The 25,834-nt window shown below is 71.5% G+C and carries 24 protein-coding genes; 15 read left to right on the top strand and 9 right to left on the bottom strand.

Features of this window, described 5'->3' with window-relative positions:
- Positions 1-125: 125 nt before the first annotated feature.
- Positions 126-1,850: a cell division protein PerM gene (locus OG978_RS24865; RefSeq protein ID WP_326770151.1), complete on the top strand. Its 1,725-nt coding sequence runs from the start codon at positions 126-128 to the stop codon at positions 1,848-1,850.
- Here OG978_RS24865 and OG978_RS24870 read toward each other — a convergent pair.
- The gene (locus tag OG978_RS24870) at positions 1,847-2,782 is read right to left on the bottom strand and encodes a hypothetical protein (RefSeq protein WP_326767311.1); all 936 of its coding nucleotides are present in this window, start codon (positions 2,780-2,782) and stop codon (positions 1,847-1,849) included. The genes OG978_RS24865 and OG978_RS24870 overlap by 4 nt on opposite strands.
- Before the next feature lie 321 nt (positions 2,783-3,103).
- On the opposite strand from OG978_RS24870, the gene purN reads away from it, so the two are divergent.
- Positions 3,104-3,760, top strand: a complete 657-nt coding sequence (gene purN / locus OG978_RS24875; RefSeq protein WP_326767312.1) for a phosphoribosylglycinamide formyltransferase — start codon at positions 3,104-3,106, stop codon at positions 3,758-3,760.
- Positions 3,747-5,300, top strand: coding sequence for a bifunctional phosphoribosylaminoimidazolecarboxamide formyltransferase/IMP cyclohydrolase (purH, locus tag OG978_RS24880; protein ID WP_326767313.1), 1,554 nt, complete (start codon positions 3,747-3,749; stop codon positions 5,298-5,300). The genes purN and purH overlap by 14 nt, the downstream gene beginning before the upstream one ends.
- Positions 5,301-5,413: 113 nt before the next feature.
- Here the strand turns inward: purH and OG978_RS24885 are convergent, their stop codons facing one another.
- Positions 5,414-6,187 carry an RDD family protein gene (locus OG978_RS24885; protein WP_326767314.1) on the bottom strand — a complete coding sequence of 258 codons (774 nt, stop codon included), beginning with the start codon at positions 6,185-6,187 and terminating at the stop codon, positions 5,414-5,416.
- A 224-nt stretch (positions 6,188-6,411) separates the two neighbouring features.
- Here OG978_RS24885 and OG978_RS24890 point away from each other — a divergent pair, with 224 nt between their 5' ends.
- The 4 genes from OG978_RS24890 to OG978_RS24905 all read left to right on the top strand — a co-directional run bounded on the left by OG978_RS24890 (position 6,412) and on the right by OG978_RS24905 (position 11,209).
- A complete protein-coding gene (locus OG978_RS24890) occupies positions 6,412-7,275 on the top strand; it encodes a bifunctional methylenetetrahydrofolate dehydrogenase/methenyltetrahydrofolate cyclohydrolase (protein WP_326767315.1) in 864 nt (287 codons plus the stop codon).
- Positions 7,276-7,304: 29 nt separating this feature from the next.
- Positions 7,305-7,949 carry a DUF3017 domain-containing protein gene (locus OG978_RS24895; RefSeq protein WP_326767316.1) on the top strand — a complete coding sequence of 215 codons (645 nt, stop codon included), beginning with the start codon at positions 7,305-7,307 and terminating at the stop codon, positions 7,947-7,949.
- Positions 7,950-8,722: 773 nt separating this feature from the next.
- Positions 8,723-9,712, top strand: coding sequence for a malate dehydrogenase (locus tag OG978_RS24900; RefSeq protein ID WP_326767317.1), 990 nt, complete (start codon positions 8,723-8,725; stop codon positions 9,710-9,712).
- 120 nt (positions 9,713-9,832) lie between these two features.
- Complete coding sequence (locus tag OG978_RS24905; protein ID WP_326767318.1) at positions 9,833-11,209, top strand: B12-binding domain-containing radical SAM protein; 1,377 nt, start codon at positions 9,833-9,835, stop codon at positions 11,207-11,209.
- 15 nt (positions 11,210-11,224) lie between these two features.
- On the opposite strand, the gene OG978_RS24910 is transcribed toward OG978_RS24905, so the two are convergent.
- A complete protein-coding gene (locus OG978_RS24910) occupies positions 11,225-11,959 on the bottom strand; it encodes an isocitrate lyase/PEP mutase family protein (RefSeq protein WP_326767319.1) in 735 nt (244 codons plus the stop codon).
- Between the two features lie 68 nt (positions 11,960-12,027).
- Positions 12,028-12,543 carry a carboxymuconolactone decarboxylase family protein gene (locus OG978_RS24915; protein ID WP_326767320.1) on the bottom strand — a complete coding sequence of 172 codons (516 nt, stop codon included), beginning with the start codon at positions 12,541-12,543 and terminating at the stop codon, positions 12,028-12,030.
- A gap of 47 nt (positions 12,544-12,590) precedes the next feature.
- On the opposite strand from OG978_RS24915, the gene pdxR reads away from it, so the two are divergent.
- From pdxR to OG978_RS24930, 3 genes are all read left to right on the top strand, one after another.
- A complete protein-coding gene (gene pdxR, locus OG978_RS24920) occupies positions 12,591-13,994 on the top strand; it encodes a MocR-like pyridoxine biosynthesis transcription factor PdxR (protein ID WP_326767321.1) in 1,404 nt (467 codons plus the stop codon).
- Between the two features lie 148 nt (positions 13,995-14,142).
- Positions 14,143-14,409, top strand: coding sequence for a hypothetical protein (locus OG978_RS24925; protein ID WP_326767322.1), 267 nt, complete (start codon positions 14,143-14,145; stop codon positions 14,407-14,409).
- A 5-nt stretch (positions 14,410-14,414) separates the two neighbouring features.
- Positions 14,415-15,596: a glutathionylspermidine synthase family protein gene (locus tag OG978_RS24930; RefSeq protein ID WP_326767323.1), complete on the top strand. Its 1,182-nt coding sequence runs from the start codon at positions 14,415-14,417 to the stop codon at positions 15,594-15,596.
- Here OG978_RS24930 and OG978_RS24935 read toward each other — a convergent pair.
- The gene (locus OG978_RS24935) at positions 15,593-16,390 is read right to left on the bottom strand and encodes an SMI1/KNR4 family protein (protein ID WP_326767324.1); all 798 of its coding nucleotides are present in this window, start codon (positions 16,388-16,390) and stop codon (positions 15,593-15,595) included. The genes OG978_RS24930 and OG978_RS24935 overlap by 4 nt on opposite strands.
- A gap of 63 nt (positions 16,391-16,453) precedes the next feature.
- On the bottom strand, positions 16,454-17,659 hold the full coding sequence (gene rocD / locus OG978_RS24940; protein ID WP_326767325.1) for an ornithine--oxo-acid transaminase: 1,206 nt from the start codon (positions 17,657-17,659) through the stop codon (positions 16,454-16,456).
- Between the two features lie 139 nt (positions 17,660-17,798).
- Between rocD and trpS the strand changes: the two genes are divergently transcribed.
- Both trpS and OG978_RS24950 read left to right on the top strand, forming a co-directional pair.
- Positions 17,799-18,812, top strand: coding sequence for a tryptophan--tRNA ligase (gene trpS / locus OG978_RS24945; RefSeq protein WP_326767326.1), 1,014 nt, complete (start codon positions 17,799-17,801; stop codon positions 18,810-18,812).
- 112 nt (positions 18,813-18,924) lie between these two features.
- Positions 18,925-19,515: a 2'-5' RNA ligase family protein gene (locus OG978_RS24950; RefSeq protein ID WP_326767327.1), complete on the top strand. Its 591-nt coding sequence runs from the start codon at positions 18,925-18,927 to the stop codon at positions 19,513-19,515.
- 36 nt (positions 19,516-19,551) lie between these two features.
- Here OG978_RS24950 and OG978_RS24955 read toward each other — a convergent pair whose 3' ends face one another.
- Positions 19,552-20,421 carry an SDR family NAD(P)-dependent oxidoreductase gene (locus OG978_RS24955; RefSeq protein ID WP_326767328.1) on the bottom strand — a complete coding sequence of 290 codons (870 nt, stop codon included), beginning with the start codon at positions 20,419-20,421 and terminating at the stop codon, positions 19,552-19,554.
- A 46-nt stretch (positions 20,422-20,467) separates the two neighbouring features.
- Positions 20,468-21,817, bottom strand: coding sequence for an FAD-binding oxidoreductase (locus OG978_RS24960; protein ID WP_326767329.1), 1,350 nt, complete (start codon positions 21,815-21,817; stop codon positions 20,468-20,470).
- 142 nt (positions 21,818-21,959) lie between these two features.
- Between OG978_RS24960 and OG978_RS24965 the strand changes: the two genes are divergently transcribed.
- Positions 21,960-22,883, top strand: a complete 924-nt coding sequence (locus OG978_RS24965) for a YihY/virulence factor BrkB family protein (RefSeq protein ID WP_326767330.1) — start codon at positions 21,960-21,962, stop codon at positions 22,881-22,883.
- Here OG978_RS24965 and OG978_RS24970 read toward each other — a convergent pair.
- Positions 22,831-24,078, bottom strand: coding sequence for a D-alanyl-D-alanine carboxypeptidase family protein (locus OG978_RS24970; protein ID WP_326767331.1), 1,248 nt, complete (start codon positions 24,076-24,078; stop codon positions 22,831-22,833). The two genes, OG978_RS24965 and OG978_RS24970, sit on opposite strands and share 53 nt — an antisense overlap.
- Before the next feature lie 121 nt (positions 24,079-24,199).
- Between OG978_RS24970 and OG978_RS24975 the strand changes: the two genes are divergently transcribed.
- On the top strand, positions 24,200-24,445 hold the full coding sequence (locus tag OG978_RS24975; RefSeq protein ID WP_079179553.1) for an SCO4848 family membrane protein: 246 nt from the start codon (positions 24,200-24,202) through the stop codon (positions 24,443-24,445).
- 35 nt (positions 24,446-24,480) lie between these two features.
- Positions 24,481-25,779 (top strand): metallophosphoesterase, encoded by a 1,299-nt coding sequence (locus OG978_RS24980; RefSeq protein WP_326770152.1) that lies wholly within the window; start codon positions 24,481-24,483, stop codon positions 25,777-25,779.
- Positions 25,780-25,834 lie beyond the last annotated feature (55 nt).

A 25,834-nucleotide genomic window follows, 5' to 3' on the forward strand; every position in this document is an offset into this window, starting at 1 on the left:
GCACGACCCCCGGTGGGGCTGCACTGGGTAAAAAAGTACATAAACGCATATTGAGCGACACGGCGGCCGTTCGCCTGTTACGCGGAATAAGTGCGTGTCGTTGGGAGCATGTCGGTGTGACCCAAGTGACCGAAAGCAGCCCGTCGTTGTCGGCTGAGCAGGGCCGGTCCACCGTGCTGGCCTTCGCCCTTCTGCGTGGAGCGGTTGCGGCCGGGCTGGGACTGGGCTCTGTCTCCGTCCTCGTCCTGGCGCTGTGGATCGGCTCCCCGGACTCCGACAGCAGCCCCGGCGGTGCGCTCCACGCGGCGGCCGGGCTCTGGCTCCTCGCCCATGGCGCCGAGCTGATCAGGGCCGACACGCTCAGCGGGGTCCCCGCCCCGGTGGGCCTCGTTCCGCTGCTGCTCGCCGTGGTGCCGGTGTGGCTGGTGCACCGGGCGGCGCGGGATGTCCTGGTGCCGGACGAGGGGCGCCCGGTCCCCTCGGCGGTGGGCGCGTTCGCCATGGTCGTCGGTGGATATCTGCTGGTCGGGGCGGCTGTCGCGTACTACGTCCGGGGCGGTTGGCTGTCCGTGCGCCTGCCGTCGCTGCTCTTCCCGTCGGCCGTCGTGGTGGCGGGCGCGGCGGCGGCCGGGGTCTGGACGGCGGCCGGGCGCCCGGTCGGGCCGCCGCCGTCCTGGGCGCCGGTGAGCCTGCACGAGGCACTGGCGCGCAGCTGGTTCAGGGAGCGCGCGGGGACGGTGTGCCGGTCGGCGGCGGCCGGGGTGGCGGTGCTGGTCGGCGGCGGTGCGCTGCTCGTCGCGGTGGCGCTGGTGTGGCATGCGCAGCCCGTCCAGCAGTCGTTCGTCCAGCTCTCGGGCGACTGGGCGGGCCGGGTCTCGGTGTTCCTGCTCGCGCTGGTGCTGGTGCCGAACGCGGCGGTGTGGGGCGCGGCGTACGGGCTCGGGCCGGGTTTCGCGCTCGGTACGGCGTCCACGGTCACCCCGCTCGCCTTCTCGGGACCCCCTGCGCTGCCCCGTTTCCCGCTGCTCGCCGCGATGCCCGCCGAGGGCCCGGGAACGGCCCTGAACTGGTCGGCCGCCGCGGTGCCGGTCGCGGCCGGGGTGACGGTCGCCTGGTTCACCGTACGGCGGGCCGCGCCCTCGCACGTCGCCCGGGAGGACGCCTGGAGCCTGCGGGAGACCGCGCTGGCGGCCGGCCTGGCGGCGGTGGGGTGCGGGGCCGGTGCGGCGGTGCTGGCAGCGGCCGCCGGGGGGCCGCTCGGCACCCGGGCGCTGACGGAGTTCGGGCCGGTGTGGTGGCTCACGGGCCTGGCGGCTCTGGGGTGGACGGCGCTGCTCGGCGTCCCCGGCGCGCTGCTGCTCCGGGCCTGGCGGCTGCGGGAGCGCGGCACGGTGTCGGCGGCGGGGGAGGGGGAGGAAGCGGCGTACGGAGCCGGGGCAGCCGGCGTCGCGGTGCCGGAGAAGGCCGCAGTACCGGAGCCGGAGCTGGAGCCCGAACCGGAACCGCGGTCGGAGTCGATGCCGGTGTCCGAATCCGAGGAGGCGTCGCGGGAGCCGAGCGGTGGTGGCCGGCGGTGGTGGCAGCGGTTCGGAGGCCGGGGTGGCGGTGAGGTGGCCGGGCCGGCGCCGGGGGACGAGTCGGCGCCCCCGTCCGTCGGCTCCCCCGGGTACACACCTGTTGCGGCCTCCCTCGCGGCCGGCGCCGCGTCGCCGGCGCCCGTGCCGCCCGCCGGCCGTACGTCCGCCGCGGACGAGGACTTCGAACCGTACGACTTCCTGCCGACCGACCCCTGGCACGAGCGGACGGCCCGGCAGGAGGAGGCCGGGCCGTCCGGGGACGAACGCCCCTAGTTCTTGACGCCGAAGAAGGGCTCCAGCGGCTTCGGCAGCTGGTCGTTGCAGGACAGCTGGCCGGACTTGGTCAGGGCGTCGTTCACGCAGGTGTAGTAGTCGCGGTAGACGAGCTGCACCGTAAAGGTCGTCGCGACGATCGAGAGCGCGAGCAGGGCCGTCACCAGGCCGCTGACCGCGGCCGTGGTCTGCTGCCTGCCGCCGCCCGGAGCGCCGGGGGCGCCGGGCGTGGATCCGGGCGCCGGTACCCGGCCGGAAGCCGCGGCACCGGTTGCCTGGGTGGAACCCGACGCCTGGCCGGAGCCGTCGGCCGCCGCGGTGGACGCGCTCTTCGGCTTCGCCCGGAGCGAGCTGATCGCCCAGTACACGGCGAGTGCGCCGAGCAGCAGGGCGATCTCCGGGAAGTCGAAGAGCGCGAAGAAGAAGGCCCACATACCGGACAGCAGCGCGTAGCGCGCGCGGCGCTGGGCGGGGTCGGTCGGGTCCCAGCGCATCCCGCCGGGGCTGCCCTCGGGCCCGCCCTGGCCGTTCTGCCCGCCCTGGCCGCCGGGACGGCCGCCGAAGCCGCCGCTCTGACGACCGGGCTGCCGGCTGCTCCACTGGCCGCCCCAGACCGGGCGGTCGCCGGAGGAGCCGCCCTCGGCGGATCCGTCACCGTCGCCCTGGCCGTTCCCGCCCCCGCCCCCGTTACCGTTCCCGTTTCCGGTGTTCGAGGGGCGGCGGGGCTGCCAGGGCTGGTCGGGCCGGTTCTCGGGCGGCGCGGCGAACGGGTTGTCGTCCGCCTGTCCGGAAGACCCCGACGTGCCGGCGGAGCCGGAGGAGCTGGAAGAGGAAGAGGAAGAGCCCGTGGAGGACTGGCGCTCCCGCATCAGCAGTGAGGTCCGCTCGGGCAGCGGGTGGCGGAAGGCGGTGCGGCGGCGTCGGTCCGGCATGTGGTGAACGTCTTCCCCATCTCGTCATTTCCGCCCCTGTGGACGGTTCGCTGTCCCCTGACGCTACCTCCCGGCCAGGAAAGGCCGAAAGCTGGGAGCGAGGCCCGAACGGCCGATATCCGTCCCCCGGGCCCGCTGCTCCTCCCCGGAGCCGGGCCGACTGCCGTCCACCCCCGTCCCGTGGGGGGTCCCCTGAGGTGCCGGTATCGTTGCTGACGGTCGGCTGGTTCGTAGAGTTCCCCGTATCGAGGGGCTCGGTTCTTTCGTACGACCATACAAATCAGCGTCACTCTGCTTCACCACGCGAGAAAGGGCCCAGCCGTGGCCTCCCCGCCCCCCTCCACCGCCCCGGCACGCCTGGTCGTGCTGGTCTCCGGTTCAGGTACGAACCTTCAAGCCCTGCTCGACGCCATCGGTGACGACCCCGAGGGCTTCGGCGCGCAGATCGTCGCGGTCGGCGCCGACCGCCCCGGCATCGTCGGTCTGGAACGGGCGGAGCGCGCCGGACTGCCGACCTTCGTGTGCAGGGTCAAGGACCACGCCACCCGCGAGGAGTGGGACGCGGCACTCGCGGCCGAGACGGCCGCACACCGACCGGACCTCGTGGTGTCCGCGGGGTTCATGAAGATCGTGGGCAAGGAGTTCCTCGCCCGGTTCGGCGGCCGGTTCATCAACACCCACCCCGCCCTGCTCCCCAGCTTTCCCGGTGCCCACGGGGTGCGCGACGCACTCGCGCACGGCGTGAAGGTCACCGGGTGCACCGTCCACTTCGTCGACGACGGCGTCGACACCGGTCCGATCATCGCGCAGGGCGTGGTCGAGGTGACCGAGGAGGACACGGCGGAGGGCGAAGCGGCCCTCCACGAACGCATCAAGGAAATCGAGCGCAAGCTGCTCGTCGAGGCCGTGGGGCGGCTCGCCCGTGACGGCTATCGTATTGAGGGACGAAAGGTTCATCTCGGTCATGTCGGTGAATAAGCCCATCCGCCGCGCCCTGGTCAGTGTCTACGACAAGACGGGGCTGGAAGACCTCGCCCGCGGTCTGCACGAGGCGGGTGTCGAGCTCGTCTCCACCGGCTCCACCGCCGGGAAGATCGCCGCCGCCGGGGTCCCGGTCACCAAGGTCGAGGAGCTCACCGGCTTCCCCGAGTGCCTCGACGGCCGCGTCAAGACGCTGCACCCGCGCGTCCACGCCGGCATCCTCGCCGACCTCCGCCTGGACGCCCACCGCGAGCAGCTCGCCGAGCTGGGCGTGGAGCCGTTCGACCTGGTGGTCGTCAACCTCTACCCGTTCAAGGAGACCGTCGCCTCCGGCGCCTCCGCCGACGAGTGCGTGGAGCAGATCGACATCGGCGGCCCGTCCATGGTCCGCGCCGCCGCCAAGAACCACCCGTCCGTGGCCGTCGTCACCAGCCCCGAGCGGTACGCCGACGTCCTCGCCGCGGTCAAGGCGGGCGGCTTCGACCTGGCCACCCGCAAGCGCCTGGCCGCCGAGGCGTTCCAGCACACCGCCGCGTACGACGTGGCCGTGGCCTCCTGGTTCGCGGACGACTACGCGGCCGCCGACGACTCGGGCTTCCCCGACTTCTTCGGCGCGACGTACGAGCGCAAGAACGTCCTGCGGTACGGCGAGAACCCGCACCAGCCCGCCGCGCTCTACACCTCCGGCGCCGGCGGCCTGGCCGAGGCGGAGCAGCTGCACGGCAAGGAGATGTCGTACAACAACTACACGGACACCGACGCCGCGCGCCGGGCCGCGTACGACCACGCCGAGCCGTGCGTCGCGATCATCAAGCACGCCAACCCGTGCGGCATCGCCATCGCCGACGATGTCGCCGAGGCGCACCGCAACGCGCACGCCTGTGACCCGCTGTCGGCCTTCGGCGGTGTCATCGCCGTCAACCGTCCGGTGACCGTCGCCATGGCCGAGCAGGTCGCGGAGATCTTCACCGAGGTCATCGTCGCCCCGGCGTACGAGGACGGCGCGGTCGAGGTCCTGGCCCGCAAGAAGAACATCCGCGTGCTGCGCTGCCCCGACGCCCCGACCGCCCCGGTCGAGGTCAAGCCGATCGACGGCGGCGCGCTGCTCCAGGTCACCGACCGCCTCCAGGCCGAGGGCGACGACCCGGCCAACTGGACCCTCGCCACCGGCGAGGCCCTCTCCGCGGACGAGCTGAAGGAGCTCGCCTTCGCGTGGAAGGCCTGTCGCGCGGTCAAGTCCAACGCGATCCTGCTCGCCAAGGACGGCGCCTCGGTCGGCGTCGGCATGGGGCAGGTCAACCGCGTCGACTCCGCGAAGCTGGCCGTCGAGCGGGCGGGCGAGGAGCGGGCGCGCGGTGCGTACGCCGCCTCCGACGCGTTCTTCCCGTTCCCGGACGGGCTGGAGATCCTGACCGCCGCGGGCATCAAGGCCGTGGCCCAGCCCGGCGGTTCGGTCCGTGACGAGCTGGTCGTCGAGGCCGCGAAGAAGGCGGGCGTGACGATGTACTTCACGGGTACGCGGCACTTCTTCCACTGATACGAGGTGCACCCGGGCAGCCCGGGTAAGACGGAAGGCCGCCAATTCCCCGGAACGAGTGGGGAATTGGCGGCCTTCGCAATGCGGTGAGGGTGGTTACACCTTCAGCATGCTCACTTCGTCTTGATGACGATCGTGCTGCCGGCGCGGTCGTGCCAGCCCTGGAGCTTGCCCGAGTTGTCGAAGAAGGGGGAGAGGTAGACCAGCAGCGTGCCGAGACCGCAGAAGAGCGAGCCGACCATCGGGATGATCCAGCGGATGAAGCCCGCACCCAGACCGGGGGCCTGGCCGGTGCTCTCCTTGACGACCTTGACGTTGAGGACCATCTTGCCGAGCGTGGCGCCCCAGATGGAGACCATCAGCCATTCGTAGAGCAGCGCGATCAGCGCGAACACGGCGATGAAGCCGAAGAAGCCCGCGACGATGCCGACGCTGGCGTCGGCCGCGTCGTTCATGCACTGGGTGTAGGACTCGGTGCCGTACGAGTAGCTGCTGCAGTCGTCGATGGACTCCGAGGCGCCCACGAGGCTAGCGACGCCGATCGCCGAGAAGATCAAGTAGAGGATGCCGTACGCGACACCGTCCAGCGCACGCGCGCCCAGGCGACGCCCCATCGTGGCGAGTTCGACGGTGCCGAGGCCCGCGACGTTGATGTAGCCGTTGTTGGCCTGGAGGGTGCCGCCCGGCTGCTGGGGCGGGTAGCCGTAACCCGGCTGGCCCTGCGGCTGGCCAGGCTGCTGCGGGTAGCCGTAGCCCGGCTGGCCCTGCTGCGGCGGTACGCCCTGCGGCGCCTGCGGGTAGCCGTAACCCGGCTGACCCTGCGGCGGCTGGTTCGGCTGCTGGCCGTAAGGGTTGTTCGGATTCGGGTTCGGGTCGCCGAAACTCATCTGGGCGTTCCTCCAACGTGCGTGCGGGGACGATGCGGCCGCACGGAGGAAAGAAGAGTCAGTGGTCCGCCCCCCGGTACTTCTGCGGCACTGCGGCCATAATCGTTATAAGTGGAATGTAAGTTTGTCCAGTCGCGGCGGTCGATGTTGCGCAAGTGCAACATCGCGTACGCCCCCGGTACCCGAATTGGTACGCGGGCGGGGTCATCCGCGAGTATGGGGACATGACTGCCCAGATTCTCGATGGCAAGGCCACCGCAGCCGCGATCAAGTCCGATCTCACCGTCCGCGTGGCGGCCCTCAAGGCGCGGGGCATCACCCCTGGCCTGGGAACCCTGCTCGTCGGGGACGACCCGGGCAGCCGGTGGTACGTGAACGGCAAGCACCGCGACTGCGCGCAGGTCGGCATCGCCTCCATCCAGCGCGAACTCCCCGACACCGCCACCCAGGAGGAGATCGAGGACGTCGTACGGGAACTCAACGCCAACCCCGAGTGCACGGGGTACATCGTGCAGCTGCCCCTTCCCAGGGGGATCGACACCAACCGCGTCCTGGAACTGATGGACCCGGCCAAGGACGCCGACGGCCTCCACCCGATGAACCTCGGCCGGCTCGTGCTGAACGAGACGGGCCCGCTGCCCTGCACCCCGCAGGGCGTCGTCCAGCTGCTCCGCCACCACGGTGTGGAGATCAACGGGGCGCACGTCGTGGTCGTCGGCCGCGGTGTCACCATCGGCCGCTCCATCCCGCTGCTGCTGACCCGTAAGTCCGAGAACGCCACCGTCACCCAGTGCCACACCGGTACGCGTGATCTCTCCGCCCAGCTCAAGCAGGCCGACATCATCGTCGCCGCCGCCGGGGTGCCGCACATCATCAAGCCCGAGGACGTGAAGCCGGGCGCCGCCGTGCTCGACGTCGGCGTCAGCCGGGACGAGAACGGCAAGATCGTCGGGGACGTCCACCCGGGCGTGGCCGAGGTCGCCGCCTGGCTCTCCCCGAACCCGGGCGGTGTCGGCCCGATGACCCGCGCCCAGCTCCTCGTCAACGTGGTCGAGGCGGCCGAGCGCGACGCGGCCGCCGCCGTCTGAGCCGGCCTACCCGATCCGGAGGGAACCCCATGGGTGCTGGTACGAGTCCGGCCGACCCGGCCGACCCGGCCGCCGAGGCGGACGGCACGTCCGCGGAGCAGTCGCGCGCTGACGCGCCGGGCGCGGATGAGAGCGTGTCGGGCGAGGGGACGGCGGACGAGGGGACGGCGGGCGAGGGGACGGCGGGCGAGGGGACGGCGGGCGAGGCCGCACCGGATCAGGCCGTGGCCGCGACCCGTGACGACACCGCCGGTGAGGCGGCGGCCGACGGTCCGCGGCCGTCGCGGCGGTTCCCGTCGTTCACCCGGGACACCGCGCGCCCCGAGGGCGGGGGCAGGGCCGCGTCCGGGGACGCACCCGCCCCGGCCCGTCAGTGGCCGCTGCTCGCCGTGCTCTGCACGGCCGGGATCGGGCTGCTGATCGTGGCCCTCGACCCGTTCGACGAAGCCTTCCGGATCGGCACGATGCTGATCGGCGTCGCCCTCATCGGGGGTGCCGTGCTGCGGCTCGTGGTGCCGTCGGTGGGCATGCTGGCGGTACGTTCCCGCTTCACCGACCTGGTGACGTACGGGCTGCTCGGCTTCCTCATCGTGATGCTCGCGCTGGTGGCGCAGCCCAAGCCGTGGCTGGACATTCCGTTCCTGGAACAGGCGGTCCACTTCACGATCCGCTGAGCCCGCCCGTATGGGCCCGCCCGCGTGAGCCCGCCCGTACGGCCGGCTGATCCGCTCGGAACGGTGTCCGTCCCCTCCCCCGAGAAGGGACGGACACCGGTATCGGGGCCCACCGGAACGTAAACGCCCCGGAATGCGGTGACTTGAGCGGCCTTGCCCCGTCCGGACTTCAGCCTTGTCGACGGGGTGACTCCGGTTCAAGGGATGCCTGTGGCCTGTGGCACGGAAGTGACCATTCCGCCACCGTGTGATCGTCAGGCAACGGAGCCCGGCCCGAGGGCGTGGAGCGGGGGCGCGCGGCGAAGGCGGGCCTGGAGCCGCTCCGAGCCGCGCCAGGACGGGACGGTGTCGCGCCAGGACGTGACACTTCCACCCCAGAACGTCACGTTGTCGCGGGGGTCAGGGCAGCCGCGGGACGAGGGATCCGGGCGCGGTCCGACCCGGTGGCGGCCGAAGACGGACGGCCGTGCTCCTCGTGGGCGCGGTCGGCGCGCTGCTGGTGCTGGCCGCGGCGGTGCTGCTGACCGGGCCGGGGCGCTGACGGCGGGCCGTACGGGCGCCGCCACCGGGCCGCCGCCTCCCGGGCGGCCCGGACTCGGCCGGGTGAGCGCTGTGTGACGGGTTGTGTGCGGTGCCACAGGGGGCCGGGCCGCCGGGAGGTTCCGGGTCGGATAGCCTGATCGCTGGATATCTCTTCACATCAAGATTCAGATCAGGGATGTCCAGCACCAGGGGCAGGGACCCCCACCGCCAGCTGTCTAACGGAGATCGCCATGACCCGCACTCCCGTGAATGTCACCGTGACCGGCGCAGCCGGCCAGATCGGCTACGCGCTGCTCTTCCGCATCGCCTCCGGCCACCTGCTCGGCCCGGACGTGCCGGTCAACCTGCGCCTCCTGGAGATCACCCCGGCCCTGAAGGCCGCCGAGGGCACCGCCATGGAGCTCGACGACTGCGCGTTCCCGTTGCTGCGCGGCATCGAGATCACCGACGACGCCAACCAGGCGTTCGACGGTGCCAACGTCGCCCTGCTGGTCGGCGCCCGACCGCGCACCAAGGGCATGGAGCGCGGCGACCTGCTCTCCGCCAACGGTGGCATCTTCAAGCCGCAGGGCAAGGCCATCAACGACAACGCCGCGGACGACATCAAGGTCCTCGTCGTCGGCAACCCGGCCAACACCAACGCGCTCATCGCGCAGGCCTCGGCCCCGGACGTACCGGCCGAGCGCTTCACCGCGATGACCCGTCTGGACCACAACCGGGCGCTGACGCAGCTGGCGAAGAAGACCGGCACCACGGTCTCCGACATCAAGCGCCTGACCATCTGGGGCAACCACTCGGCGACCCAGTACCCGGACGTCTTCCACGCGGAGATCGCGGGCAAGAACGCCGCCGAGGTCGTCAACGACGAGGCGTGGCTGGCCGACACCTTCATCCCGACCGTCGCCAAGCGCGGCGCCGCGATCATCGAGGCCCGTGGCGCGTCCTCGGCCGCCTCGGCCGCCAACGCCGCCATCGACCACGTGCACACCTGGGTCAATGGCACCGCCGAGGGCGACTGGACCTCGATGGGCATCCCGTCGGACGGCTCCTACGGTGTCCCCGAGGGCCTCATCTCCTCCTTCCCGGTCACCACGAAGGACGGCAAGTACGAGATCGTCCAGGGCCTGGACATCAACGACTTCTCCCGTGCGCGGATCGACGCCTCGGTGAAGGAGCTCACCGAGGAGCGCGACGCGGTTCGCGAGCTCGGCCTGATCTGATCCGTACGCCTCTCCACGCGTATCCCGTCGCCCCCGGCAGCGCCCGCTGCCGGGGGCGGTCGCGTATACAGGTGGCCGTGGCCGGGAACTGACCGCACCCTTTGCCGAGTCTGGGCTGTCATGCGCGTGACGATGATCCTTCCGGCCCTGACAGAGGCGACCAGTCCGCTGTTCCGGCCCATCAAGTACTCGCTCTTCCCGCCGCTCGGCCTGGCGACCCTCGCCGGGTACCTCGACCCGGACGACGAGGTGACGCTCCTCGACGAACACGTCGAGCGGGTCGACATCGAGGCGCTCGACAGCCCCGATCTCCTGGTCGTCCAGCCGTACATCACCTCCGCGCGGCGCGGTTACGAGATCGCCGATCACTTCCGGGCCCGGGGCGTCCACGTCGCCATGGGCGGCCTCCACGTGACCTCATTGCCGGACGAGGCCGCGGCGCACGCCGACACGATCTTCACCGGGCCGGGCGAGGACACCTGGCCGCTGTTCCTCAAGGAGTTCCGGGACGGGGTGCCGGGCCGCCGGTACGACTCGAAGCTGCGCACCCTGGCCGGGCTGCCGCCGGTGCGGCGGGACCTGATCAAGCGCCACCTGTATCTGGTGCCGAACTCGATCGTCGTCTCGCGCGGTTGCCCGCACCACTGCGACTTCTGTTACAAGGACGCCTTCTTCGAGGGCGGAAAGTCCTTCTACACCCAGGCCGTGGACGACGCGCTCGCCGAGATCGAGCGGCTGCCCGGCAGGCACCTGTACTTCCTCGACGACCATCTGCTCGGCAACCGCCGCTTCGCCGAGGCATTGTTCGACGGGATGGCCGGCATGGGACGGCTCTGGCAGGCGGCCGGCACCGTGAAGTCCGTGCTCCAGCCGGATCTGCTGGAGCGCGCCGTGGACGCGGGGCTGCGCAGCCTGTTCGTCGGCTTCGAGACCGTCAACAGCGCGAACCTCGCCGAACGGCGCAAGGACCAGAACATCGGCAAGGACTACGCGGCCGCCGTCCGCCGGCTCCATGACGCCGGGGTCATGGTCAACGCCAGCTTCGTCTTCGGGCTCGACCACGACGGCCCGGACGTCTTCGACCGTACGGTGGAGTGGGCCGTCGAGCAGGGCATCGAGACGGCCACCTTCCACATCATGACGCCGTATCCGTCCACCGGTCTGTGGAAGCAGATGGAGGCCGAGGGTCGGATCGTCCACCGGGAGTGGGACCTCTACGACACCCGCCATGTCGTCTACCGCCCGAAGGGCATGACGCCGCGCCAGCTGGAGGACGGGTACTGGCGCGCGTACCGCGACTTCTACCGGTGGTCCAACATATGGCGCGGTGCGGCCGCCCAGCCGGGCACCCACGAACGGCTCAGGCACCTGGCGTACTCGGGCGGCTGGAAGAAGTTCGAGCCCGCCTGGGACGCCCTGATCCGCTCCCGCAACGTGGTGCGGGCCATGCCGATGCTGGAACGGACCCTGGCGGCCTTCGGCGGCCGACGGGCCTGACCCGGACGACAGGGCCTAGCCCTCCCGCAGCTCGTCCGCGATCTCGCGTACGGCCGCCATGGCCCGGCGCTGCAACCCGGGGCCGAAGGTGATCCGGGTGGCGCCCAGCTCGCCCAGCCGGCGCGGCGTCGGGCCGTCCGGCCGGGCCAAGGCGTTGAGCGGGGCCGGGACGGCGGCGGCCAGCCGGGGCAGCGCCTCGGGCGGGGCCATGATCGGATAGACGCAGTCCGCGCCCGCCGCCACGTACAGCAGGGCGCGACGGACGGTCTCCGCCTCCTGGTCCGTGCCGTCGGGGACACCGCGGACGTAGGTGTCGACGCGGGCGTTGATGAAGAGCGCGTCGCCCGCGACCGTCCGCACCTCCGCGAGCCGGTCCGCCTGTCGCCGGGCATCGACGAGGGTGCCGTCGGCCGAGTCCTCCAGATTGCAGCCGACGGCTCCGGCGTCGAGGAGCCGCTCCACCAGCTCCTTCGGGGCCAGTCCGTAACCCGCCTCGATGTCCGCCGAGACGGGCACGGCGGCCGGGACGGCCCGCACGATCCTGGCCACGGCCGCGAACATCTCGTCGGCGGGCGTCTCCCCGTCCTCGTAACCCAGCGAGGCCGCGACCCCGGCGCTGGGTGTGGCGAGCGCAGGGAAGCCCGCGTCGACGAAGACGCGTGCACTCGCCGCGTCCCACGGACCGGGGACGACCAGCGGGTCGCCGGGAGTGCGGCCGTGGTGCAGGGTGCGGAGGACGGATGCGGTCACGCGGGGCTCCTGTGGGAGTGTCGAGTGGTGGCGCGGTGCGGAACGGGCCGACGGGCCGGCCTGCCGGGTCAGTGCTTGATGTCGCCCGGCTTGTAGTGACCGGGGACCATGCGGGTGGTCACGGCGAAGCGGTTCCAGGCGTTGATCGTAGTGATCGCGGCGATGAGATGGGCGAGCTCGGTCTCGTCGAAGTGCTTCGCGGCCCTCTCCCACACCTCGTCCGGCACGAAACCGTCGGTCAGCACCGTCACCGCCTCGGTCAGCTCGATGGCCGCGATCTCCTTGGGCGTGTAGAAGTGCTGCGACTCCTCCCACGCGCTGAGCTGGATGATCCGCTCGGTGGTCTCGCCGGCCGCGAGCGCGTCCTTGGTGTGCATGTCGAGGCAGAACGCGCAGTGGTTCAGCTGAGAGGCGCGGATCTTCACCAGCTCCGCCACGACCGGGTCGAGGCCCTTACGGGACGCCGCGTCCAACCGGACCATGGCCTTGTAGACATCGGGAGCGAGCTCGGCCCAGGACTGCATGCGGGGGGCGTGCTCGGGGTTGAGGCCGGAGGTCGGGTGGCTGTGCTCGTTCGTCGTCATGGGTACGACGTTACGGGGCGGATGGCGCACCGGTATGGTCCATTTCCATGACGGATTCATGGGCCACTTTCGGCGCCGACCTGCATCTTGAGACGACCGGTGCGGCAGGGCTGCGGGCCGGGCTCATGGACGCGCTGCGCGAGGCCGTACGGACGGGGCGCCTGGCGCCCGGCACCCGGCTGCCGTCGTCCCGCAGCCTCGCCGCCGACCTCGGCATCGCCCGGAACACCGTCGCCGACGCCTACGCGGAACTGGTCGCCGAGGGGTGGCTCACCGCCCGGCAGGGCTCGGGCACCCGGGTGGCTCAGCGGGCCGAGCCGCGTCGGCCGGCCACCAGGACCACGCGGGTCCGGGGGGTGCGGTCCCGGCCCGCCCACAACCTGCTGGGCGGATCGCCCGACCTCTCGACGTTCCCGCGCGCCGACTGGCTCAAGGCGTCCCGGCGCGCCCTCACGGCCGCCCCCAACGACGCCTTCGGGTACGGCGATCCGCGCGGGCGCATCGAACTGCGCACCGTGCTCGCCGACTATCTCGCACGGGCCCGCGGTGTGTACGCGGACCCGGAGCGGATCATGATCTGCGCCGGTTTCGTGCAGGCGCTGAAACTGATGGGGCCGGTGCTGCGCAAGCGGCGAATGCGGGAAGTGGCCGTCGAGTCGTACGGACTGGACGTGCACTGGAACCTGCTCAGGGACGCCGGACTGCGGCTGCCCTGCCTGCCGGTCGACGGACTCGGGGCGAGGACCGGTGAGCTGGCCGCCCTGCGCGGCGTGGGCGCGGTCCTGATGACGCCCGCGCACCAGTTCCCGACGGGGGTCCCGCTCCACCCCGACCGGCGGGCCGCGGCCGTGGACTGGGCGCGCAGCACGGGCGGGCTGATCCTGGAGGACGACTACGACGGCGAGTTCCGCTACGACCGGCAGCCGGTCGGCGCGCTCCAGGGCCTCGACCCCGAGCGCGTGGTGCACCTGGGGACGACGAGCAAGTCGCTGGCCCCCGGGCTGCGCCTGGGGTGGATGGTGCTGCCGGAGGCGCTGGTGGGGGAGGTGTCCGAGGCCAAGGGGATGAGCGACTGGTCGTCGAGCGCGCTGGACCAGCTGACGCTCGCGGAGTTCATCGAGTCGGGCGCGTACGACCGCCATGTGCGCTCGATGCGGCTGCGCTACCGGCACCGCCGCGACCAGCTCGTCGCGACACTGGCGGAACGGGCCCCCGGGGTCCGGATCAGCGGTATCGCGGCCGGGCTGCACGCCGTGCTCGAACTGCCCGAGGGCACCGAGCCGTCGGTGCTCCGGGCGGCGGCGTGGCAGGGGCTGGCACTGGAGGGGATCTCGCGCTTCCGGCACCCGGAGGCAGCACCGGGCCGCGACGCACTGGTCATCGGCTACGGAACACCGACCGACAGCGCCTGGGCGGGCGCGCTGGACGCACTCTGCCGGGTGCTGCCCTAGCGGCTCTCCGGACCAAGACCGACCGGCAATTGGGGGGCGGGCTGACTTGGGGATGTTTGGTGCCCCCGCTTCCTGCCGCACCCGGCACCCCTTTAATCTGATGAATGGCCGCACTGGCCGGATTCGTATGGCGGGGGAGACGGAAAACATGGCACGCAGGCTGAGGTCGAGCACTGTGGTGCTCGGCGGCATGGGGGTGCTCGCGGCGATGATCACCTCCTGCGGTTCGGAGCCGGACAAGCGGTGCGTCGACCCGCTGACCCGCGACAAGCTGCCGAGCTACGAGTGCAAGAGCGGCAAGGGCTCGTACTACTACGGCGGCAGCAGCAAGAACGGCAAGGTGGAAGGCGGCAGTTTCGACAAGTCCGCGGTCGAACGCGGCGGCTTCGGCTGCTCGGGCACCGGCGGCGGCTGACCGGCATGGAACGCCGCACCACCCAGCCGCGCCCCGACTGGCAGCGGACGGTGGAGGAGCAGGGGATCGTCTTCCCGCTCACCCGCTACCCGGACGGATCGCTGCGCCCGTACTGGGACGAGAGCGCCTACTACGTCTTCTCGCTGCCCGAGGTCGAGGCACTGGAGGACGTCGTCGAGGAACTGCACACCATGTGTCTGGCCGCGGCCGCGCACATCGTGGAGCAGGACCGCTTCGCCGAACTCGGCATCACCGACCGGCGGCTGGCCGGCCTGATCGCCCAGTCCTGGCGGCGCCGTGACGAACTGCCCTCCCTGTACGGCAGGTTCGACCTGCGCTACGACGGCACCGGTCCGGCGAAGATGCTGGAGTACAACGCGGACACCCCCACCTCCCTGGTGGAGGCCGCGAGCGCCCAGTGGTTCTGGATGGAGGACCGCTTCCCGGGCGCCGACCAGTGGAACTCGCTGCACGAACGACTCGTCGCGGCCTGGAAACGGCAGGCCGCCCTGCTGCCACCGGGACCGCTGCACTTCGCGCACTCCGACGGGGACGAGCTGGGCGAGGACCTGATGACGGTCGCCTATCTGCGGGAGACCGCCGCCCAGGCCGGCATCGACACGGAGGCGCTCTCCGTCGAGCAGATCGGCTGGGACCGGCTGAGCGGGCGGTTCGTCGACGAGCGGCTCCGGTTCATCCGGAGCTGCTTCAAGCTGTATCCGTGGGAGTGGCTGGCGACCGACCGGTTCGGCCCGCAGGTGCTCGACACCCTCGACAACGGCGGCGGTACGGGTACGACCTGCTGGATCGAGCCCGCGTGGAAGATGCTGCTGTCCAACAAGGCGCTGCTGGCGATCCTCTGGGAGCTCTACCCGGGCCACCCGAACCTGCTGCCCTCGTACCTCGACGGTCCCCGCGAACTCGCGGTGTCGGGCGGCTACGTGGCCAAGCCGCTGCTCGGGCGCGAGGGGGCCGGGGTCACGATCCACGAGCCGGGCAGCCCCGTGGTGCCGCGGGACGAGCCGTGCTGTTACCAGGAGCTGGCACCGCTGCCGGACTTCGACGGCAACCGTGTGGTGCTGGGTGCGTGGGTCGTCGAGGACGAGGCGGCCGGTCTCGGCATCCGCGAATCGGCAGGCCTGGTCACGGACGAGTACGCCCGCTTCCTGCCGCACGTCATCCTCTAGGGCCTGTCCGGCCCTGATCCGCCGGACAGGCCCTGGGCTCCGCCCGCGCGCAGCCAGCCGAGCAGGTCGTCCGTGACTCGCTCGCCCTCCGCCTCGATGTCCTCGCAGATCGCGCCCAGGCCGAGACGGTGGACGGAGATGCGGTCGCGGCCGTGGCGGCGCATGAAGAATCCGTCGCCCCCGCTGTCGTCCCCGACCAGCACCCAGCCGGGCGCGTACCGGGCCACCTCGAAGGTCTCGTTGCGTTCCTCGATGAGGTGCGGACCGTAGACATGGACGCCGTTGTCGAGCAGCACACCCGGCGTCGACCGCCACAGCCGGGCGACCGCGGGATTGGGCCCGTCCCGCAGCCCGCGCAACCGCGACACCTGGACGGCCAGGAAACCGGCGAAGGACTCCGCCACCGGGTACTCGCACCCGTCCGTACCGTCACGGCGGACCACCGGGTACTCCCCGTCCCCGGCCGCCCCCGCCCGGTCGAGGACGAAGTGGTAGTCGTCACCGCAGTCCGGCTCGACGGCGAAGCACAGCCGGTCGCCGCTCAGCCGCCACCCGGCGGTGACGGCCTCGTACGCGTCGTCGGCGGACTCGGCGGGCCAGACCGTCGCGATGTCCGCGTCCCCGGCCCGCCCGTGGCCGTACTTCGCCAGCCACCACCGGTACGACGGCGGCAGCGGGCCGACACGTGCCTCGGCCTCGCGGATCAGCGCCTCCGGCACGGCGCCGCCGGGCCCGCGGCCGAAGCCCGGTGATCCTTCGACCAGGTCGCGCAGCAGTGTCAGGTCAGGTCTCACGGAGCGAAGTCTGCCAGGGCGGGCCGCCGGACAGGTCCCGGACCTGCCCGGCCACCCCGGGGGTCAGCCGCGCAGGACGGCGCGGAGCTGTTCGAGGCCCCAGTCCAGGTCCTCCTTGCTGATCACCAGCGGCGGGGCGATCCGGATCGTCGAGCCATGGGTGTCCTTGACCAGCACCCCGCGCTCCATCAGCTTCTCGGAGATCTCCCGGCCCGTGCCGCGGCTCGGGGCGATGTCGACACCCGCCCACAGCCCGCGGCCGCGCACCTCCTCCACCGCGCCGCCGCCCACCAGCAGCCCCAGCTCCTGGTGCAGGTGCTCGCCCAACTCGGTCGCCCGCTGCTGGAACTCGCCGGTGCGGAGCATCGCGATGACCTCCAGCGCGACCGCGCAGGCCAGGGGATTGCCGCCGAACGTCGAACCGTGCTCACCGGGCCGATACACCCCGAGCACGTCCTTCGACGAGACCACCGCCGACACCGGCACCACACCACCGCCCAGCGCCTTGCCGAGCACGTACATGTCCGGCACGACCCCCTCGTGCTCGCAGGCGAAGGTCTTCCCGGTCCGGCCCAGGCCCGACTGGATCTCGTCCGCGATGAACAGCACGTTCCGCTCACGTGTGAGCGCCCGCACCCCGGGGAGATAGCCCGGCGGCGGCACCAGCACCCCGGCCTCGCCCTGGATCGGCTCCATGAGCACCGCCACGGTGTTCTCGGTCATCGCCTCCCGGAGCGCCGTGAGATCCCCGTACGGCACGATCTCGAACCCCGGCGTGTACGGGCCGAAGTCCTCCCGTGCCTCCGGGTCCGTGGAGAAGCTGATGATCGTCGTCGTCCGGCCGTGGAAGTTGTTCGCGGCGACGATGATCTTCGCCATGCCGTCCGGGACGCCCTTCACCCGGTAACCCCACTTGCGGGCCGTCTTCACCGCGGTCTCCACGGCCTCCGCGCCCGTGTTCATCGGGAGCACCGTCTCCATGCCGCACAGCTCGGCGAGCTGCGTACAGAAGTCGGCGAACCGGTCGTGGTGGAAGGCGCGCGAGGTGAGCGTCACCCGCTCCAGCTGGGCCTTGGCCGCGTCGATCAGGCGCCGGTTGCCGTGACCGAAGTTGAGCGCCGAGTAGCCGGCGAGCATGTCGAGGTAGCGGCGGCCCTCGATATCGGTCATCCAGGCTCCGTCCGCCGTGGCGACGACGACGGGCAGCGGATGGTAGTTGTGCGCGCTGTGCGCCTCGGCGGAGGCGATGGCGGTTTCCGTGGTCGACACGGGATCTCCGTTCGTCGTGCGGCGTGGGCGGGGTGGTGCCCACTTTGTATCGTCGGTCGGATCCGTGGTGAGGAAACCTGTATTTCCCGGCGCGCCAGGCCGGTCGGGGGTCGGCGTCCGCACCTGAGACAATGAGTCCATGGCCTCTGAACGCCCCCGCGTGCTCTCCGGAATCCAGCCCACCGCAGGCTCGTTCCACCTCGGCAACTACCTCGGTGCGGTCCGCCAGTGGGTGGCGCTCCAGGAATCCCACGACGCCTTCTACATGGTCGTGGACCTGCATGCGATCACGATCCCGCAGGACCCCGCGGAGCTGCGCGCGAACACCAGGCTCGCCGTCGCCCAGCTTCTCGCCGCCGGTCTCGACCCGGAGCGCTGCACACTCTTCGTCCAGAGCCACGTCCCCGAGCACGCCCAGCTCGGCTGGATCATGAACTGCCTCACCGGCTTCGGCGAGGCGTCGCGCATGACGCAGTTCAAGGACAAGTCCGCCAAGCAGGGCGCCGACCGCACCACGGTCGGTCTCTTCACGTACCCGATGCTGATGGTGGCCGACATCCTGCTGTACCAGGCCGACCAGGTCCCGGTCGGTGAGGACCAGCGCCAGCACCTGGAGCTGACCCGTAACCTCGCCGAGCGGTTCAACGGCAGCTACGGCGACACGTTCACCGTGCCGGACCCGTACATCCTCAAGGAGACGGCGAAGATCTACGACCTCCAGGACCCGTCGGCGAAGATGAGCAAGTCGGCGGCCACCCCGAAGGGCCTGATCAACCTCCTGGACGAGCCGAAGGCCACCGCCAAGAAGGTGAAGAGCGCGGTCACCGACACCGACACGGTCATCCGCTTCGACCGGGCCGAGAAGCCCGGCGTCAGCAATCTGCTGAGCATTTACTCGACACTCACCGGTACGGGTATCGCGGATCTGGAGCAGAAGTACGAGGGCAAGGGCTACGGTGCGCTCAAGACCGACCTCGCCGAGGTCATGGTCGAGTTCGTCACACCGTTCCGTACCCGCACCCAGGAATACCTGGGCGACCCGGAGACGCTGGACTCGATCCTGGCCAAGGGCGCGGAGAAGGCCCGTGCCGTCGCGGCCGAGACCCTGGCCCGGACGTACGACCGGATGGGCTTTCTGCCCGCGAAGCACTGAGTCCAAGGACCCTGGCGGTTTCGCGGCCGCAGGCGTCACACTGGCGACGGGAAGCTGAACCGGTGGGTGGCCGAAAGCAGGCCACCGACCATCGAGGATTGAGGAGGACGACGTGGGGACCGTAACGCTCGGCGTTTCGATCGCGGTCCCGGAGCCCTACGGCAGCCTGCTCCAGGAGCGGCGCGCGAGCTTCGGGGACCCTGCCGCGTACGGCATTCCCACTCACGTCACCCTTCTCCCGCCGACCGAGGCCGAGGCGGCCGACCTGCCCGCGATCGAGGCGCATCTCGCCCAGATCGCGACGGGCGGCCGCCCCTTCCCGATGCGGCTGTCCGGCACGGGGACCTTCCGTCCCCTCTCGCCGGTCGTCTTCGTCCAGGTCGTCGAGGGCGCCTCGGCCTGCACCTGGCTGCAGAAGCGGGTCCGGGACGCCTCCGGGCCGCTGGTGCGCGAGCTCCAGTTCCCGTACCACCCGCATGTGACCGTGGCGCACGACATCGCCGAGGAGGCGATGGACCGGGCGTACGCGGAGCTCGCCGACTACGAGGCCGCCTGGACCTGCGATTCCTTCGCGCTGTACGAGCAGGGCCCGGACAGCGTCTGGCGCAAGATCAACGAGTTCCCGTTCGGCGCCGGGGGCGGCACGCCCGCCGTGCCCGCGCAGGGCGGCTCCTCCGTGGACGAGCCCTCCCTGCACTCCTGAGGACTTCCCGAACCAGATCCCCCCGGCGCCTCCGGTTCAGATCGGCAGACGCCGGAAAAGCGGGCGTGGCACATGCCGCAGCGCCGACATCACCGCCCGCAGCGACCCGGGCACCCACACCGTCTCCGAGCGCCGCCGCAGACCCGTCACGATGGCCTCCGCGACCGCGTCCGGGGTCGTGGTGAGGGGCGATGCCTCCAGCGGCGCCGAGGCGAACCGGGCCGAGGCCGACCGCGTCGCGGCGAGCAGGGCCGCCCCGCCCCGGGCCGCCGCCTGCACCGCTCCAGCCCGCACCGTTTCCGGGGCCCGCACCGTTTCCGTGGCCGCCTCCGGTCGTACGACGCCGGGGCGCACGACCATCACATGCACCCCCGTCCCGTGCAGCGCGTCCCCCAGCCCCTGCGTGAATGCGTCCAGCCCCGCTTTGCTGGACCCGTAGATGAAGTCGGCGCGGCGGACGCGTTCGCCCGCCACCGAGGACAGCACCACCATTGAGCCGTGCCCCTGCGCCTGGAGCGCGCCGGCGCACACCAGCCCGGCGGAGACGGCTCCCGTGTAGTTGGTCTGGGCGACCCGGACCGCGGCGAGCGGCTCCTCCTCGTCGCGCCCCTGGTCGCCCGCGATGCCGAAGGCGAGCAGCACCACGTCGATGTCGCCCTCGGCGAAGATCTTGCCGAGCGCGGTCTCGTGCGACTCGGAGTCCAGGGCGTCGAAGTCGACCGTACGGACGTCGGCGCCGCGTGCGCGCAGTTCGGCGGCGGCCGCATCGAGGGCGGGGGAGGGGCGCCCGGCCAGCCGGACCGTGCGGGTTCGTAGGGCGATCAGCCGCCGTGCGGTGGCCAGCGCGATCTCCGACGTACCGCCGAGGACGAGCAGGGACTGCGGGGCTCCGAAGGCGTCCTTCACAGGAACACTCCTTGCGACGTGGGGAGGGAGGGGCGGACAGCGGTGGTCAGAGCGACAGGCGGCGCGACAGGTCCGAGCGGAAGGCCCCGTCCGGGTCCAGCTCGGCGCGCAACGACCGGAAGTCGGCCAGCCTCGGATACATCGCGGCCAGCAGCTCCGGCCGGAGCCGGGAGTCCTTCGCCAGGCAGACCCGGCCGCCGGCCCCCGCCACTTCCTCGTCCAGCGAGTCCAGGAACCGGGCCAGACCGGGCAGGGCGGCGGGCAGGTCGAGGGCGAGCGTCCAGCCGGGCATCGGGAACGACAGCCAGCCCGGGTCGCCGGCGCCGAACCGCTTGAGCACCGCGTTCGACGACGGGCAGCGTCGCTGCGAGACCCGGCGCACGATCCGGCGCAGCGCCTCCTCCTGCCCCTGTCCGACGGCGAACTGGTACCGCACGGATCCGGCCCGCCCGAGGACCCGGTTCCACTGCGGCAGGCCGTCCAGGGGGTGGAAGAACGCGGCCAGCCGCTGGAGTTCGCCGATTCGGTACTTGGGGGCGCCGCGGTACCGGAGCTCGTTGAAGAGGGCGGCCGGGGCGCCGCCGAGCAGCGCCTCCGGTACGAGGGCGGGGGCGGCCGGCAGCGGTCCCGGGCGGAACGAGAGCGGTGTGCGCCGGGCGCGCGCCGGGAGCGCGTACCGGGGTACGTGCTCACCTCGGGTGAGTACGGAGCGCCCCGTCGCCCGGCCGCGGGCGCGGAGGTCGATCCAGGCGGCCGAGTAGCGGTAGCGGTGGTCCCCGGCCCAGAGCCGTTCCAGCAGGTCGTCCAGATCGACGGTGCGTTCGGTGTCGACCGACATCCACGAGCTGGTGACGCGGTGGCACCGGAGCGTGGCCGAGAGGATCACCCCCGTCAGGCCCAGGCCGCCCGTGGTCGCGTCGAAGAGACCGGTGCCGGGCCGGACCGTACGGATCTCGCCATCGGCGGTCAGCAACTCCAGCTCCTGGACGTGCCGGGAGAAGGAACCGGAGAGGTGCTGGTTGTGACCGTGGATGTCGGCGCCGATCGCGCCGCCCACGGTGACGTAACGGGTCGTGGGCGTGACGGGGACGAACCAGCCGAGCGGCAGCAGGACTTCCATCAGCCGATGCAGGCTGACCCCGGCGTCGCAGACCACGAGTCCGGCGCCGGCGTCGACGGTGCGGATCCGGTTCAGCGCGGTCATGTCGAGGACGGAGCCGCCCGCGTTCTGGGCCGCGTCGCCGTGGGCCCGGCCGAGGCCCCGGGCGATGGAGCCGCGGGGTCCGCAGCCGCGTACCGTCGCCGCCGCCTCCTCGTAGGAACGGGGGCGGAAACGCAGGGCGGTCGTCGGGGCGGTGCGGCCCCAGCCGGTCAGGGACACGGTGTCGACAGACATGACGGTGACCGTATCGCCCGAGAAAACCCTTTCGGGGTATTTGTTACAACACTCACTGGTATGGGTGATTGAAGAAGTGTCAGTCCGTACGGCAACGGGGGCCGGTGCCGGTTTTCCGCGCCCGGGAGGGTAGTCGTACGGCATGGACTGGCTGAAAAACCTCCCCGTCATCGGGCCGATCGTCTCCCGGCTGATGGCGACGCACGCCTGGCGTTCCTACGAGACGCTGGAGCGGGTCCACTGGGCCAGGCTCGCCGCCGCGATCACCTTCATCAGCTTTCTGGCGCTCTTCCCGCTGATCGCGGTCGGGGCGGCGATCGGCGCCGCGCTGCTCTCGGCCGAGCAGCTCCACAGGATCGAGGACAAACTCGCCGAGCAGGTGCCGGGCATCTCCGACCAGCTCGGCATCGAGAACCTGGTGGCCCACGCGGGCACGGTGGGAGTGGTGGCCGGTGCGCTGCTGCTCTTCACCGGCATCGGCTGGATCGGCTCGATGCGGGACTGCCTGCGCGCCGTCTGGGACCTGGACGACGTGGACCTCGGCAACCCGGTCCTGCGCAAACTCAAGGACGCGGGGCTGCTGTTCGGCCTCGGCGGGGCGGCGCTCGTGACGCTGGCCGTGTCGTCGGCCGGCTCCGTCGCCGTCGGCTGGACGGCCGGTCTGCTGGGCATCTCGGACCGCGGCGCCGGAGGTGTGGTGCTGCAGGTGGCCACCCTGGTCGTGGCGGTGCTCGCCGGCTTCCTGCTGCTGCTCTATCTGCTGACCCTGCTGCCCGGCGTCGAACCCCCGCGGGGCAGGCTGCTGGTGGCCGGAGCGATCGGCGCGGTCGGCTTCGAACTGCTCAAGCTGCTGCTCGGCAGCTATATGAGGGGCGTGGCGTCGAAGAGCATGTACGGCGCCTTCGGGGTGCCGGTCGCGCTGCTGCTGTGGATCAACTTCTCGGCGAAGCTGCTGCTGTTCTGCGCCGCCTGGACGGCGACGCAGAACAGCGAGGACGAGGCGTCCGAGACCGTCAGCGACGAGGAAGGCGGCGCACCAGGTCCGGCAGCGGCCAGCGCCGGTTGACCAGGAACACCCCGCCGGCCAGCAGCACCAGGACGCCTCCGACGATGCCCAGCGCGATCCCGACGCCTCCGCCGCCGCCCTCGGCCGCGGCGGCCTTCGCGGTCTGTGCGGGGCCGTTGTTGCCCTCGTCCTTTCCTTGCCCGGCCGCGGGGCCCTTCCCGGTGCCGGTGGCGGCGGACTTCGGGGGCACCAGTTCGCCGACCGGGGTCACCTTGCCGCTGGCGTCGAAGCCCCAGTCGAGGAGGCTGGCGGCCTCCTTGTAGACGGCGTGGGTCTCGTCGGACGACGGGTTCATGACGGTGACGAGCAGCACCTTGCCGTTGCGTTCGGCGACACCGGTGAAGGTGTTGCCGGCGTGCGTGGTGTAGCCGTTCTTGACGCCCGCGACGCCCTTGTACGGGTCGACGCCGCCCGCGCCGGTGAGCAGCTTGTTGGTGTTCTGGATGCCGAAGCTCTCGCGCTTCCCGTTCTTCTCCGCGCCGGGGAACTGTGCCTCGGCCGTGGAGGAGTACTCCCGGAAGTCCGCCTTCTGCAGCCCGCTGCGGGCGAACAGCGTCAGGTCGTAGGCGCTGGAGACCTGGTCGGGCGCGTCGTACCCGTCGGGCGACGCCACCTTCGTGTCGAGCGCCTGCAGCTCCTCGGCGTGCGCCTGCATCGCGTCGACGGTCTTGGGGACGCCGCCGTACATCGCGGACAGCACATGCACCGCGTCGTTGCCCGACCGCAGGAACACACCGAGCCACAGGTCGTGGACCGTGTACGTGAGCTTCTCCTTGACGCCGACCAGGCTGCTGCCCTCGCCGAGATCGGCGAGATCCTCGTCCTTGACGGTGTACTTCCGGGTCTTCGGCTGCAGCGCCGGCATCACGGTGTCCGCGAAGAGCATCTTCAGGGTGGAGGCGGGAGGCAGCCGCCAGTGCGGGTTGTGCGAGGCGAGGACCTGGCCGCTCTCCGCGTCCGCGACGAGCCAGGACCTGCCCGTGAGGTCCTTCGGCAGCACCGGGGCGTCCGGTCCCAGCTTGACCTGCGTGCCGGCCCGGCCCAGCAGTTCGCCACCGACCTTGGACATGCCCTTGGGTGGCTTCGGCTGGTCGTCGGAGGTGTCCTTGCTGACCGCCGATGCCGGGCTGATGACAAAAGTGGACAACAAGGCGGCAGAGATGACCGTCAGTGCGGTCTTTTTGAGAGCAGGCACGGTCGGAAACGTACAGTGCGAAGATATGAAAATGGGTGCGGATGGCTTGACCCGCCGGGCATACCGCCGGGACAGCCCACCCCGGGCGGATGCGCCGGAGCGCGGCGGAGATACTGAGTTCATGAAGCTCAGCCGCCCCGTCTCCTGGTTCCTGCTCGCCTTCGGGGTGTGGAGCTGGTTCATCTGGATCACTTTCGTCAAGAACCTGTGGAAGGACGGCAGCGGACTCGCCTTCGACGACGCGGGTGACCCGACTGCGTACTTCTGGGTGCATCTGCTGCTCGCCATCACGTCCTTTCTCCTGGGGACGGCCGTTGGTGTGATCGGGTTCCGTGGCGTCAAGGCCCTGCGCCGCGAACGCGCATAACAGGCCGTACGACGGTCGGGTGAGGGCAAGTGGCAATGGCCGGTCTCGTGGTGACGATGATCGTGGTGCTCGCACTGCTCGCCGGGGTGCACCGCTATCTCTGGCGCCGATTCGTCGGTGACACGACGGCCGAGGGCAGCGTCCTGCGCAGAACCGGCACGGTGGCCGCGTACGTCCTGCCGCTGCTGAGCATCGGCGCGCTGGTCTCCGGCCGCGCGGGTGCGCCCTTCTGGCTCCAGCAAGTGCTGGCCTGGCCGGGCTATCTGTGGCTGGCCGCCGTGCTGTACCTGACGCTGGCTCTGCTGGTGGGGGAGGCGGCACGGCCGGTGCTGCGCCGGGTGCTCGCGGGCCGGGCGGGGCGGCCGGCGGACACGGTGTCGGCGGACGGCGCATCCCCAGCAGATCCGGCAATTGGCGCAAAGCGATCGAACGTCCCCTCGGGCGCAGAGGCTTCCGCCGCCCCGGGCACCCTCGTCGCCGACGCCCCCGCCCCGCACCGCCCCGAAGCCCCCACGCGCCGGCTGTTCGTCGCGCGGGCCGTCGGCGGTGCCGCCGCCGTCGCAGGGCTCGGCACGGTCGGCTACGGCACCTACGGGGTGCTGCGCGGACCGCGGGTCAAGCGGATCACCGTCCCGCTCGCCAAGCTGCCCCGCTCCGCGCACGGCTTCCGGATCGCCGTCGTCAGCGACATCCACCTCGGTCCGATCCTCGGCCGCGCCCACACCCAGCGGATCGTCGACACGATCAACCGGACCCAGCCGGATCTGGTCGCCGTCGTCGGGGATCTCGTCGACGGAACCGTCGCCGATCTCGGGCCGGCCGCGGAGCCGCTCGCGCGGCTGAGTTCCCGGCAGGGGAATTTCTTCGTCACCGGTAATCACGAGTACTACTCCGGCGCCGCCCAATGGGTTGACCAGATAAGGGAATTGGGGCTTCACCCGCTGGAGAACGCCCGGGTGGAGATCGGTGGATTCGATCTTGCGGGCGTCAATGACATCGCCGGGGAGAGCGAGGGGCAGGGCCCCGACTTCGGCCGTGCGCTCGGTGACCGGGACCGCACCCGCGCCGCTGTCCTCCTGGCCCACCAGCCCGTCGTCGTCCACGACGCCGTCGCCCACGGCGTGGACCTCCAGCTCTCCGGCCACACCCACGGCGGCCAGCTCTGGCCGGGCAACTTCATCGCGGATCTGGCCAATCCCACGGGCGCCGGGCTCGACCGGTACGGCGACACCCAGCTGTACGTCTCACGGGGCGCGGGTGCCTGGGGCCCGCCCGTACGGGTCGGCGCGCAGTCCGACATCACCGTCGTGGAGCTCGCTTCCCGACAGGCGTGACTCTCCGTCGACGGCGGGTTCAGGGCGTCCAAGTGCATCCAAGGTTTCAACTGCC

The organism is Streptomyces sp. NBC_01591, from assembly GCF_035918155.1.
Lineage (GTDB): Bacteria > Actinomycetota > Actinomycetes > Streptomycetales > Streptomycetaceae > Streptomyces.